Raw genomic sequence first — 12,934 nt, 5'->3', positions numbered from 1 at the left:
TCGCCTCATTTCCTTGTTAATTACGGTTCGTTAATGGGACTTTAGTAGCGTCTTCGCGCGGGTGCACACGGCACCCCGAAAAGTGTCTCCTCACATGATACGTTCCGTGTTGTTTTACTCACTAGGTTAGGGGTGAAAAGGCCCCCTTAGTGGCGGACAAACACTTAAGCGGCGGGCAATGGCGATAGTTGTTCGCGGGCGTGCTCCATGACCTTCTTGGCCAATTTGCGGTTCGCAGAGGTACCTAGGACGGCGCCGATACCCATGGGCATGAGCTTAGAAACCCATGCCCATTTCAAGCGCTTGGTGATCTGCTTGGTAAAGAGCTTGGTCAAGCGTCCATTGAGGCCGTTGAGAGTGGGCGCGGAAAAGCGTGACAAGGTTGCTGCTGAGGTTACGCCCGAAACAGTGCCCAAGTCACCGACGAGAGTGTCAACCACCGCGGTTCCCTTGGAGCCGGTTAACACGAGTAGGACCAGAGCACGGCGGCGTTCTTCGTCACTAATGTTGTCGCCGCGCAGGTAGGCGGAGGACAGGATGTACCACGCAGCGGACTCTAAGAAGACTACGGACTCGGCACCGACGGCGGCCACGCCGGTAACCATGCCGACGCCTGGGATGGCAGAGGATGCGCCTGCGGCCGCACCGGTACCGGAAACAATGTTAAGGAAGTGCTTGTCCACGAGCGCCTGCAGTTGCGCCGGTGACGAGCCTGGGTTGCGCTTGCGCAGTCCTTCTACGTACTTGGTGATTACAGAAGTTTGTACAGCGACGGCCTTATCGAGCCCTGCGAGCAGCGCCTTAGTAAAAGTATTGACGTTGTCGGGGTTAATGTCATAAACGTCGAGCCCTTCTGGGGCAGTGCCCTCAGTGCCCTTAGCGCCCTCAGCGCCCTCGACACTAACCTCAGCAGTAGCTACGTTGCCGTTTCCGTTCTTTTTGTCATCTTTGTTAAAGAAAGCAGCCATTTTTGTTCACCTTTTAATATTGGTAATGGCGCTCCGAATGGGCGCCACGTTTATTTCCCACCGTAGCGTAAGATTCGGCCTTCAAACTGAAAGCTTCCTGTGGGTTAGCCAGTATTTGCTATGAGCATAGTCGCAGCTGGCTGCCAGACATTGATCGTTAAACTCTCCTAATCTTGTAGATATGAATGCTGATGGAACTTACGGCCTGAGGTCTCGCGAAGCAAGTTCCGCCGTAGCCAAAATGCATGCGGCCAGCGCGCATGCGCGGGCACGGGCGGCAGCGGTGGCCGCTGCTAATGCCTGGGAAGATGATCTGACCGTTCGTACCGACAGCGGCTGGGTGCGCGGCAGTCTTAAAGAGGATCTGCGCACCGATCGCCCTATCTCTGCCCCGGTGCGCTCCTGGCGTGGTATTCCCTTTGGCGCGGATACGGGTGGCGCCAACCGGTTTATGCCTGCTCAAAAAGTGGCGCCTTGGGAAGGTGTGCGGGAGTGTAAACAGTTCGGGGCTGTGGCTCCACAACCCATTTATTCTTGGCAGGACCGCGTCGAAGGCTCCGAAGACTGCCTTCACCTAGACGTGGTGCGCCCCAATAACGATGAGAAGCTGCCAGTGGTGGTCTACCTGCACGGGGGAAGTTTTATTGTGGGTTCGTCGCACATGTTGATGTTGCGGGGCTTCGAGTTAGCCGCGCAGATGGGCGTTGTTTACGTTTCCGTCAACTTCCGCTTGGGTGCATTGGGCTACCTGGATTTGCGCAGCCTGGGCGGGGAGTGCACGGCAAACCCTGCGGTTTCGGATCAGCTCTTGGCGTTGCAGTGGGTCAAACGCAATATTGCGGCTTTTGGCGGTGATCCTGAAAACATCACGTTGATGGGGGAGTCAGCTGGCGGTGCTGCGGTTCTGACACTGATGACGGTTCCGCGGGCTGAGGGATTGTTCAATCGTGCTATTGCGCAGTCGCCCCCTATCGGCATGTTGCATTCGCGCACGCAGTCGACGTTCTGGGCGCGGGAATTGGTATCGCGTATGGCGTTACCGCGGGCGACGAGCGTCGATGACTTGCGCACCCACGATTTCGGCGACATCGTGCGGGCCGGCCAATCCATGATGTGGCGTGCGGGCGAGCTTTTCCATTTGAACTCCTGCTACGCCCCCACAGTGGATGACGACCTCATTCCGCAGCATCCACTTGTGGCCTTTGAAGAGGGCAAGCAAATTCAGGTCCCGCTGTTGGTAGGTACGAACTCGGATGAGGCCAGCTTCGGTAAGTTCCTGTACCAGCGTCAAAGTGCTCGGCAGCGTGCGGCACTGCGGCTTTTGGCTTCCTTCGATGAAGTGAACGCGCCGGCGGTGGTCAAGGCTTACGGTGGGGCGATTGCGCGTAAGGACTTTGCGCACTTGCTTGCCGACGCCCTGTTCTGGGCGCCCACCGTTCGCGTTGCGGATGCGCATGCCCGCACGAACAACACGTGGATGTACCGCTTCGACTTTGCGCCGACGGCCTTGCGATGGCTGGGATTGGGAGCAATGCACTCGATGGAGCTTTCCAACATCTTCGGCGACCCGGGGGCGTCCCGCGTTTCGGCTCTGACTCGAATGGGAGATAGCTCACTAATGGATGATATGACGGAGTTGATGCAGTCTCAGTGGTCCTCGTTCATTCACACGGGCAAGCCGAACGAGGATTGGCCGGTGTATGCATCGCAGCAGCGTAACACGATGATTTTCGACTCCGAGCCGCGAGTGGTTCAGGCGCCTTGTGAGAGGCGTCGCCAAGCATGGGAAAACTACAACATGTTGGAGTGGGGAAGCGGGCGCCCGGAACTGCTTTCTGCCCTGGGCTTCACAACGGATGCACTGGAGAACAGGTAGGATCTGAATGGCCTTGGCGTTTGCCTTGATGACCAACTGCCACATGGATGGATTGCACTAATGAGCTTTTTCGAAGATATCGCTTCTGCGTTGGACGCTGAGGGGATTGAGTCCCGCGTCAATGATGACGTGATGTTTGTGCCCATTACCTCAGACCTTGAAATTCAGTTTGTGGAAATTGACCCTATCTTGCCAGCTGCGAACGTCTACATTGCGGCGGCGGATGTGGATGAAGATGATGAAGACTTCGAGGCGGTTTTAGTCTCGGTGGCCTTCTCCGTGGATGACGCTGTTGAGGCTGTGGCCAAGCACATCGCTACTGACCAAGTAGTAACTGTGTTACGTGACCTTTTGGAAGGCACGGACGAGCGCATTACTGATCTAGAATTTGTGCAGGACGAGTTCAACCCCAACTTGGTTGTGGCTGAGGTTGCAAATGACTCTGAACTGCGTGTTCTGGTGGAAACTGTGGACGGTGTTCCTTCCGCGATTGTCCGATTCCTTGCCTTTGATTTTGATGAAGAAGAGTTCGACGAACTCGAGGACGAGGCAATCAACGAGTTGTGGGAGTCTGATGACGCGGATGCTATCAGCGAGGAGCAGCGCTTGGCACTGTTCGAGGCAGGCGAGCTTGACGACGTCGCTCCTATCATCGAGGTTCCCGCTGAGGCCCTAGAGCTTGGCACTTACACCGACTTCGACCGTCTCTTCGACGTTTTGAACCTTGTTTCTGAGCAGGCAATGGATTGGGAAGCACAGTTGGTTTCCTTCGACGACGATGAATTCGAAGAACCGGATGTCTATGACTTGTTCGGCGCCGACGACGGTGATGACATCGACGACGATGACATTGACGACGATGACATTGACGACGATGACATCGATGGTGACGATGATGAAGACTTCGGAAACGAAGAGCGTGAGGATTAGAGTAAACGCGTCCATGAGGATTGCGAGAAGGCTCTAGCTACCTACACACCGCTTACCCGCAGATAAGCTTCATTGCAGGTCTGCTTGTAAGCGGTGTAAATTTGTGTCCCTATGCTGGCTTCTTCCCGGTAATGGTGTCTTCACCGGCTCTGCGTGCCGCCTGCCCCAATCGAACAAAGTGAAATCCACAACTATGCCGTACTTACTCCGTACCAGGTGGCGTCAGCTACTTGTTGCGCTTGCCATGTTACTTACAACAGTTTCGTGGGCTTTGACGATGAATTCGGAGTTTTGGAGCATCACCTATACTTTCGAAAGCCCCTTGACCATCGTGATTTGGGTACTGTGCCTCGTTGCCACGTTGTGCCTGTTGATTTCCAAATACGGTGCTTTACCGCGGCACATGATGTTTAACCCCATCATGGGCATGGCGGTGAACTTGATTTTTGGCTCCCTTGTGATGGGCACGAACATCCCGTTCTACTTTGACACGATCGGCACAATGGTCATTGCGATTTTGTATGGTCCGGTATTAGGCATGGCAACGGGTGTTGGCGCCACGGTTGTTGCCTCAAGCTTTGCCGCATACCCACTAGCGTTTAATCCAGTGGCGATACTAGTGGGGTTCTTGTTCGGTGTGCTTGGTGTCCGCAACTTTTTCCGATATGTGACGGGAACAATTGCAACCGGTCTCGTAGGAGGCATGCTGTGTGGAATGGTTTCCGTCTATCCGATGATTTTCTCCTTTGGAAACAGCGGTGGCGTCGGGCGTCCAGGTCTGTTGCTGTATTTCCAGCTGATCACTGGTGATGAGCGCCTGGCAATTATTTGTCAAGCACTCCTATCGCACTCCGTCGACAAGGCATTCACCTTGCTCCTTGCCTGTACGCTCATCCGCTTTGCGCCCATCGCGCTACGCACTTATTTTGTGTTCTCAGGAAATAGATCGATTGTGGAACATATCTTCCAAGAAAGTGTGGACAACAATGGCTATAGCGGGGTTGCGTATCGAGCATCCGAGTATTCGACAGGCACCTAGGCACCTAGGCAGCTAGCAGCTTGGCGGTTAAGCCGCCTGACTAAATCCAGTAAACAAAGAAGCCGGGGAGTGGACTGGGACGTAGTTGCTGTCAACCAGCCAGACGAAATTGTGCGCGTCGCCGCGGCTAGTCTCGTGAATCGAGTCAGCCAGTGCCGGCGGCACCATGGCACGCACCCATGCCTCGGCAACATTAGGCATAACGGCACTTCCTGTTGGGTCGGTAATACGTACTGAAATCAGGTAGGTGGGGACTCGCTCCTCACCGTAACCGAGAACGCGTGCGCGAGCTCGCTCGCCTACACGGTGCCGCGTCAATGTCATATTCAAGCTAGGGAAGCCTGCTACGGACGGTAGTTCCTTGAGCGGTGGGCGCCATGTGGGTGTAGGGCGGGCTAGTGAGCGCGGATGCCGAAGCGCGCCATTGAGGGCGTTGACAGTTTCGTTCTCGTGGAAAAGAATCTCAACTGCTAGTTCACCGGCCGTGAGCGAATGGGTTTCTTGAGGATGGCGGGAGTAACGCGTGGAGTTGCGGCGAGCTGGCATAGCGTTGGGGTTGAGGCGGTAGGGGGAGTTCTTGTGGTTCTTCATGACACGGATGATATTTAGGAGGCCTGACATACCGGACCTTTTTTAGAACGCACGTTCTATCTGTGAAGTTATCTTTAGTTCTGGTTACTTAAGTGCTGAACGTCGGACTATGGTGTTTGTTGCTATGACAAATAAAGAGAATTCCGCAGAGCCAATCGATGCGCTCGGGCAGCCAGCAAAGATTCCTCGTGAAATCTGGATTATGGTCTCCGCGGCTTTCCTTATTGCTTTGGGCTACGGGTTGATCGCGCCGCTGCTTCCGCAGTTTGTGGTCAGCTTCGATGTTTCGATGGCCGCGGCAGGCATGGTGGTATCCATTTTCTCCGCTAGCCGTTTGGTCTTTGCGCCGAGTGCCGGAAGCCTTGTCGATAGGTTTGGATCCCGCTGGGTCTATCTCGGCGGACTTCTTACAGTGGCCGTGACCACGGGACTCGTCGCCATCTCGCAAGAGTATTGGCACATCGTAGTATTCAGGGCCTTGGCTGGCATTGGTTCGACGATGTTCACGGTCTCCGCGATGGGGCTCATCGTGAGGCTGTCACCTCCTAGCATTCGTGGAAAGTGTTCGGCCACCTATGCCACTGCCTTTCTTCTGGGCAGCGTCATCGGCCCGTTGCTTGGCGCCAGCTTGTCTTTCCTCGGTTTTCGTTGGCCGTTTGTCATCTATGGGCTCGGCGTGGCCTTAGCTGCGGTAGTCGTGTGGATTCTGATGCCCGCAATTGAGGAAGATGACCCCAACGCGACAAAACTGCAGCCGATGAAACTTAACGAGGCATGGCACGATACCGCTTTCCGGGCGGTGTTGACCTCCAACTTTGCCCAAGGCTGGATCAACATGGGCGTACGCGTGTCTGTGCTTCCGCTGTTTGCGGCAACAGTTTTCCATAACGGTGCGGCGGCATCAGGTTTTGCGTTGGCAGTTTTCGCGTTCGGCAACGCTGTAGTGCTGCAGTTTTCAGGAAAATGGGCGGACACTTATGGTCGACGCCCTCTGATTCTGATCGGACTCATCGGCACCGGTGTATTTGTGGGATTGCTCGGCCTTGCAGATTCTGTCTTGGTGCTCCTGGTGGTGTCTGCACTGGCCGGAGCTTCTTCTGGTCTTATCAATCCCGCGCAAACGGCAGCAATCGGTGACGTAGTGGGCAACCAACGCTCCGGTGGGCAGGTCTTGTCGACATTTCAGATGGCCGGCGACTTCGGTCAAATCCTCGGCCCCATCGTGGTCGGGGGATTGGCGGACTACTTTGGTTTTGCCAAGGCTTTCGCCGTGTGCGGATTGGTCGCTGCGATGGGTGTCGTTGCGTGGACGTTTAGTCGTGAAACTTTAGCGGAGAGAAAAGCCATCCTTAAAAGAATTCCACGTAAGGGTTAGCTAGGGCGTTCCGTGTACAATCTGTCCGGTCATACCTACCGCGGTTCTGTAGAACAACTGCTTTAGATGGGGGAGAAGGACGTCGTTTGGGTCTTTGCTTAGCGCAAGTCCTTCCGTCTACTGCGCGTGTCGTCGATTGCCCAGCGTTACGAAGAGCGGGTCCAAGTTTATCAGCGGAAACTCGACGATATGTTGAAGGTCTTTGACCGTTAATCTGCACGTTTGAGGTCATCTTCCAAGCTTCCTTATGCCCCTGTACTGCCCGATTGTGGGTGGTGCGGGGGTATTTGCGTTTTGCGAAAATTGCAAATGATTGACATGTAACATGCTACTGTGAGCGCCATCACCGAAACGGTTTTCTTTAATCTGAATTATGTGAGGAGGGACTCATGGGTATTGTCGCACTAGCAATCTTCATCGCGGTAACCGTGGTCTTTAACACGCTCTTGAAGAGGGATATCTCCGAATCTCTCGTCGTAGCGCTCATCTGTACCGCTCTGCTGGGCGGCACTCGAGCACCAGCACTACTGTGGGAATCCGCCAAGGAGGCTGCGCAGTCTGAAGTCACCTTCGCCGGTATGGCATTCGTCTTCATGGGCATCATCGTTCAGGCAACTGGACTCATTGACCGCTTGATTGAGATTCTCAACTCGATCTTCGGACGCGTGCGTGGTGGCGCTGCTTATGTCTCGACGCTGGGCTCGGCAATGATCGGCCTGATGGCTGGCTCCACCGCGGGCAACTCCGCGACGGTCGGATCTGTCACCATCCCATGGATGAAGAAGGCGGGCTGGGCCTCGGAGCGCGCTGCAACGCTCGTCGCCGGCAACTCCGGCCTTGGCGTGGCGCTGCCGCCGAACTCCACCATGTTCATCATCCTGGCTTTGCCTGCCGCAGCTGGTGCCTCTGCATCCAGCGTGTACGTCGCACTTGCCTGCGGCGGCGCCTACGCGGTGCTCTACCGCCTCATCGTTGTGTTCTGGTGGACTCGCCGTGACGGCATCAAGGCAACCGAGCGCGAGGAGATGGTCAGCTTCGGCCACGCCATCAAGCACGGCTGGTCCTCACCCTCTATCTTCCTGGGCATCATCGTCCCAGTGCTCCTGACCATCGGACCGCTGGCCGGCTACCTGGGCAAGGAAGCCAACATCGGCGAGGACGGTGTGAAGGCCATTTCGATCATCGTCTGGGTTCCGATTCTTATCACCCTCATCGCCCTTATCGAAGGAGCATGGCGAATCCGTGCCAACAATGTGCACCTCGCAGCGCAGTTCAAGCGCGACCTTCCGCAGTTCGCCACCGTTGGTATCTCCCTCTTCGCGGCGCTTACCGCGGCGAAGATCATGGAGGAGCTCGGCGTCGGCGATCAGCTTTCGAGCCTGCTCGATGCAATGTCACTGCCTAAGTGGGTCATGCTCATCGCCGTGGGCATCCTGGCCGTCCTCGTGGCAACGCCGCTCTCGTCCACTGCAACCGCAGCCGCTATCGGTGCGCCCGCAGTTGCGGCGCTGACCGCCGTGGGAATCGATCCCACTGTGGCCATCGTGGTCATCCTGCTGTGCACTTCGACCGAGGGCGCTTCGCCTCCAGTCGGTGCGCCGATCTACCTCTCCGCAGCAATGGCCGAGGCGGACCCGCCAAAGATGTTCGTCCCGCTCATCCTGTTCTTCGTCCTCCCGATGATTGCGCTGGCATGGCTCATCGGCATGGGCTGGCTTCCCATCTACGTCCCGGCTTAAAGGAGCTCAAGCATCATGAAAACATTCTTCGGACTCGTCCAAGCGCTGTTCTTCCTGTTCCTCTTCGCCTTCCTCCTCGGTGGCGTGGGAATCATCGCAACCCAGAGCCTGGGCATCGTAACCCTTAACCAAGGCACCGTGACCGGCGTAGAAAACTGGTTGGCTCCGGTGACTTTTACCTGTTCTACCCTGTGCGCTGTATGCGCCTTCATCCTGAACTACCGTCCCAAGACGGACGCAGAAAAGGCCCACGTTCGCGCACACGGTGAGGATTAATTTTTAAAGCACATGCCCTAAAGCTCACGGGTGTGAGCATCCCAAATCTCTTCGACTCGCTGCTCTGCCTCGGCTTCTGATAGCTGCGGGTTGCGGCGGCGCAGAGTCTGGCGCAGGAGCAGGCGACCGGTTGCCGTGATGTGTGACGCCATGTCCTGGCGCGCCACATGGGCGTCGCCTTTTGCGATGGCATCAACGATCGGTATGTGCTCTGAATGCACCTGCTCCAAGGAGCGCTCGTTGCGCACCGTGGAATCGGTCAGAATTTGGGTGTGCGTGCGCAGCTTGTCCAGGGTGTCCCTGGCACGGGTGGAGCCACCGGCGACCAAGATGGCGTCGTGAAGCAGCTTGTCCCGAGAGAAAAACTCCGGCTCGTTGCCGGCCTGGACGCTTGCTTCCATGGATTGGAGGAGCGCGCGCATCTGCGCCAGCTGCTCGTCGCTGCGTGCCAACGCGGCGCGGGCGGCGATGCGCGGCTCTAGGGCCAAGCGCATGTCGAAGATATCGGCAACATCGGAAGGCTTGGTCTCCACAATCTGGAACCCGCGGTTGCGGGAGAATTCAATCAGTCCGGCTTCTTCTAGGCGCAGCAAGCCGTCGCGAACGGGGGAGCGGGAAATGCCCAGCTGCTCTGAAAGCTTGTAGACGCTGTACCACTCGCCGGGTGCCATTGAGCCATTCTGCGCACAATCACGAACGTAGTTCATGACCTGGGTGGCCAGGTTCTTTGCAGGGGTCACCGCAAGCGCCATGGCTCGTGCTGGCCGGGTGTCTGACGAGGGCTGCGGTGCCGGAGAGTTTGGTGCCATAGCTAATCACCATAACGAATTGCCGATGAGTTGACGCGAAGTTATTGCCCAAAGGACCCCTTCGTGAAGTAACATGTTACTTATCTTGAGGCCGAGTCCCTGATGGGTACCACATCGAAAGCTGCGAAAATGACGAATACAATTCACTTCAATCGTTTAGACCCCAGCGTCTACTCAAAGATTGCACGCACGAACCTGCGCACCGACATGGCATCACGCGCGGCTTATACCTCGGACGCCTCCATCTTCCGCCGCGTGCCCTCAGCCATTTTAGAGCCGCACAACGTGGACGAGATTCGCGATGGCTTGGACATCGCGAAGGCCAAAGGCTGGAAGGTCGTGGGGCGCGGCGGCGGCACGTCCGTTGCGGGCAATGCCATTGGCGAGGGGCTCATTATCGATACCTCGCGCTACTTCAACCGCATTCTGAATATCGACGTCGCCAAGCGCACTGCCACTATCGAACCAGGTGTGGTGGCAGATGCGCTGCGCGACGCCGCCCTCCCGCACGGCCTCACTTACGGCCCGGATCCCTCCACGCACTCGCGCTGCACCGTGGGTGGCATGGTGGCCAACAATGCCTGTGGCTCCCACTCGGTGGCTTTTGGTACGGCTGCGGAGAACCTCGTGGACGTCACGATCATGCTGGCCGATGGCCGAGAGGTGACCTTTAGCGAGGGCGGTTGCGACGACCCTGATATTGACGCACAGCTTAAGGCTTTGGTGGAGGACAACGCTGCGCTTATCGACGCCGAGCTCGGCCGCTTCCCCCGCCAGGTGTCCGGTTACGGTTTGCACTACCTCTTGGAGCGCAATGGCTTCGACACTGCCAAGGCGTTGGCGGGGTCGGAGGGAACCACCGGCATCATCACCAAGCTGACGGTTAAGTTGGTTCCGGTGCCCAAGGTCAAGGCACTTGCGGTGTTGGCCTTCGATACGGTCTTTGACGCAGCGGCTGCCGCGGCCAAGCTGCGTTTGCCTGACGTGGCGACCATTGAGGGCATGGGCGGTGATCTGCTGGGGGCGCTGCGCTCCAAAGTGGGGCAGGAGCACGCGGGCGAGAATCTGCCGGGCAACCGCAAGGGGATTGAGGCTGGCGGCTGGCTCTACTGTGAGGTTGGTGCTGAGGACCTGGAGCATGCGCTCGCGCGTGCGCAGGAGGTGGCCACTGCCGTAGAGACCGTGGACTACGTGGTGGTTCACGAGCAGAAGGAGATGCGCGAGTTGTGGCGCATCCGTGAGGCCTCCGCGGGCATTGTGACCCGTCTGCCGGATGGCGGGGAAGCCTGGCCCAACTGGGAGGACTCCGCAGTTCCCCCGGAGAACCTCGCGGACTACCTGCGGGACCTCTACGCGTTGATGGACAAGTACGAGCTGCGCGGCATTCCTTTTGGCCACTTCGGTGAGGGCTGCGTGCACGTGCGCATCTCCTTCAACTTTGGTACTGAGGAGGGCGTCAAGCAGTTTGAGTCCTTCATGAATGAGGCCGCTGAGCTGGTGTCCTCGTATGGCGGATCGCTCTCCGGTGAGCATGGCGATGGCCGTGCCCGATCGGCGCTGCTGGACCGCATGTACTCCGATGAGATGCGTGCGTTGTTTGAGGAGTTCAAGGAGATCTTCGACCCGGAGAACTTCTTCAACCCGGGCGTGCTCGTCAAGGCCGATGCCGTGACCCAGGGCCTGCGCATGGCGCCGGGGCAGCGTCGCTTTGAGCTCACTCCGGTCCACGCGCTGAGCCACGACAAGGGCTCGATGGTCAATGCAATTAACCGTTGCGTTGGCGTGTCCGCCTGTCGTAGTGAGTCGGGCTCGATGTGTCCGTCCTTCCAGATCACAGGCGATGAGATGCACTCGACCCGCGGCCGTGCCCGCATGTTCAGTGAGATGTTCCGTGGCGAGTCCATCAAGGAAGGATTCGATTCCAAGGAAGTGGAGGAAGCACTCGACCTGTGCTTGTCCTGCAAGGCGTGCGTTTCCGAATGCCCGGTGAACGTGGACATGGCGACGTATAAGGCGGAGTTCCTGCACAACCATTACAAAGGAAAGCTGCGCCCAGGCGCGCACTACGTGATGGGCTGGCTGCCGCTTTTGGGCTACGTGGCGCACAAGATTCCGGTGGTGCCCACGCTCATCGACAAGGCGATGTCCACCAAGGGCCTCGACAAGCTCATCGCGAAGGTGGGCGGCCTCGATCCGAACCGCCCGCTCATCCGCTTCGCCCACACGTCTCTGCGCAAGTGGCACAAGCAGCACACCCCCGTCGCCGCGCTTGACGACGTCGCACACAACGGCATCGCGCACAACAATGACAAGGCGACGGTACCGCCGCTGGCCGACAACGAGCGGACGGTGGTCCTGTGGCCGGACTCCTTCAACTCCTCGTTGGGTACCTCGCCTGCGACGGCCGCAGTTGAGGTTCTCGAAGCACTCGGCTACACGGTCATTATCCCTCAACAGTTCGTCTGCTGCGGCCTGACCTGGCACTCGACGGGTCAGTTGGATATGACGCAGCGCGTGCTCAAACAGACGGCGAAGGTGATGAAACCCTACCTGGACCGCGGCCTGCAGGTCATCGGCGTGGAGCCCTCATGCACCGTGATGCTGCAACATGAAGCCGCTGAGCTTTGCGACGACCCGACATACGGCGCAGTGATTAAGAACCTGGCGCGCAACACCCACTCGTTTAGCGAGTTTATTGCCAGCCGTCTTGAGCAATTCGTTGCCGCCGGCGTCATCGCGCCGGGCGATGTCTCTGCGCTGACACAGGTGCACTGCCATGAAAAGTCCTTAGGCGATCCGCAACATTCCGCTGCCGTGCTGCGGGCATTGGGGATCAACGAGGAACAGATCGCTACCGGCTGCTGCGGCCTGGCCGGCAACTGGGGCTTTGAGAAAGGCCACGCTGAAGTGTCCATGGCGCTGGGGGAGCGCGAACTATTCCCGAAGGTGAGGAAGGCAGCCGCGGAAGGCAAGGTTGTCATCGCTGATGGCTTCTCCTGCCGCACTCAGATTGAGCAGGGCACCGGCACCGATGCCAAGCACATCGCGGAAATAGTCCGCGGCATCTTAGATGAGGCGACCTATTACAACTAAGAGATGGCGACTCACAGATAGTGACTAATAGATGGTGACCTCAAGCTAGGCCACCATCCAACGAAGATTATGAGTTTTAATTAGAAACAAGGTGCTGCTGAGCCATAAGGTTCGTGCGGACGACAGCGCTTGAAACCAGTGCAGCGGACCCAGAGACGCTTCGGTGCGAGATTGTCATTTAGGTGGCATATCTCCAACCACGGAAACCGTTAAGTTCTCCAACATCGCCGGCCGGCCA

10 protein-coding genes are annotated in these 12,934 nt (G+C 57.5%); 7 read left to right on the top strand and 3 right to left on the bottom strand.

The features are described from left to right. Nucleotides 1–164: 164 nt before the first annotated feature. Nucleotides 165–968, bottom strand: a complete 804-nt coding sequence (locus tag CHU71_RS08130; RefSeq protein ID WP_147760751.1) for a hypothetical protein — start codon at nucleotides 966–968, stop codon at nucleotides 165–167. 181 nt (nucleotides 969–1,149) lie between these two features. Between CHU71_RS08130 and CHU71_RS08125 the strand changes: the two genes are divergently transcribed. The 3 genes from CHU71_RS08125 (at nucleotide 1,150) to CHU71_RS08115 (ending at nucleotide 4,813) form a co-directional block, all read left to right on the top strand. Then, on the top strand, nucleotides 1,150–2,844 hold the full coding sequence (locus tag CHU71_RS08125; RefSeq protein WP_147760750.1) for a carboxylesterase/lipase family protein: 1,695 nt from the start codon (nucleotides 1,150–1,152) through the stop codon (nucleotides 2,842–2,844). Between the two features lie 60 nt (nucleotides 2,845–2,904). Next, on the top strand, nucleotides 2,905–3,774 hold the full coding sequence (locus CHU71_RS08120; RefSeq protein ID WP_147760749.1) for a DNA primase: 870 nt from the start codon (nucleotides 2,905–2,907) through the stop codon (nucleotides 3,772–3,774). A gap of 322 nt (nucleotides 3,775–4,096) precedes the next feature. Next, nucleotides 4,097–4,813, top strand: a complete 717-nt coding sequence (locus CHU71_RS08115; protein ID WP_147760748.1) for a hypothetical protein — start codon at nucleotides 4,097–4,099, stop codon at nucleotides 4,811–4,813. Nucleotides 4,814–4,840: 27 nt separating this feature from the next. Here CHU71_RS08115 and CHU71_RS08110 read toward each other — a convergent pair whose 3' ends face one another. Beyond that, nucleotides 4,841–5,404 carry a hypothetical protein gene (locus CHU71_RS08110; protein ID WP_223197284.1) on the bottom strand — a complete coding sequence of 188 codons (564 nt, stop codon included), beginning with the start codon at nucleotides 5,402–5,404 and terminating at the stop codon, nucleotides 4,841–4,843. A 124-nt stretch (nucleotides 5,405–5,528) separates the two neighbouring features. Between CHU71_RS08110 and CHU71_RS08105 the strand changes: the two genes are divergently transcribed. The 3 genes from CHU71_RS08105 (at nucleotide 5,529) to CHU71_RS08095 (ending at nucleotide 8,794) form a co-directional block, all read left to right on the top strand. Beyond that, nucleotides 5,529–6,779 (top strand): MFS transporter, encoded by a 1,251-nt coding sequence (locus CHU71_RS08105; RefSeq protein WP_147760747.1) that lies wholly within the window; start codon nucleotides 5,529–5,531, stop codon nucleotides 6,777–6,779. A gap of 389 nt (nucleotides 6,780–7,168) precedes the next feature. Next, nucleotides 7,169–8,518, top strand: a complete 1,350-nt coding sequence (locus CHU71_RS08100; RefSeq protein WP_147760746.1) for a TRAP transporter large permease subunit — start codon at nucleotides 7,169–7,171, stop codon at nucleotides 8,516–8,518. Between the two features lie 15 nt (nucleotides 8,519–8,533). Next, a complete protein-coding gene (locus CHU71_RS08095; RefSeq protein ID WP_005531942.1) occupies nucleotides 8,534–8,794 on the top strand; it encodes a hypothetical protein in 261 nt (86 codons plus the stop codon). A gap of 17 nt (nucleotides 8,795–8,811) precedes the next feature. Here CHU71_RS08095 and CHU71_RS08090 read toward each other — a convergent pair whose 3' ends face one another. Further along, nucleotides 8,812–9,603: a GntR family transcriptional regulator gene (locus tag CHU71_RS08090; protein WP_147760745.1), complete on the bottom strand. Its 792-nt coding sequence runs from the start codon at nucleotides 9,601–9,603 to the stop codon at nucleotides 8,812–8,814. Nucleotides 9,604–9,732: 129 nt separating this feature from the next. Here CHU71_RS08090 and CHU71_RS08085 point away from each other — a divergent pair, with 129 nt between their 5' ends. Next, a complete protein-coding gene (locus CHU71_RS08085) occupies nucleotides 9,733–12,696 on the top strand; it encodes an FAD-binding and (Fe-S)-binding domain-containing protein (RefSeq protein ID WP_147760744.1) in 2,964 nt (987 codons plus the stop codon). Nucleotides 12,697–12,934: the final 238 nt, after the last annotated feature.

The organism is Corynebacterium sp. LK14 (assembly GCF_008042215.1).
GTDB lineage: Bacteria > Actinomycetota > Actinomycetes > Mycobacteriales > Mycobacteriaceae > Corynebacterium > Corynebacterium striatum.
This window is presented reverse-complemented; position numbering and strand designations above follow the sequence as displayed.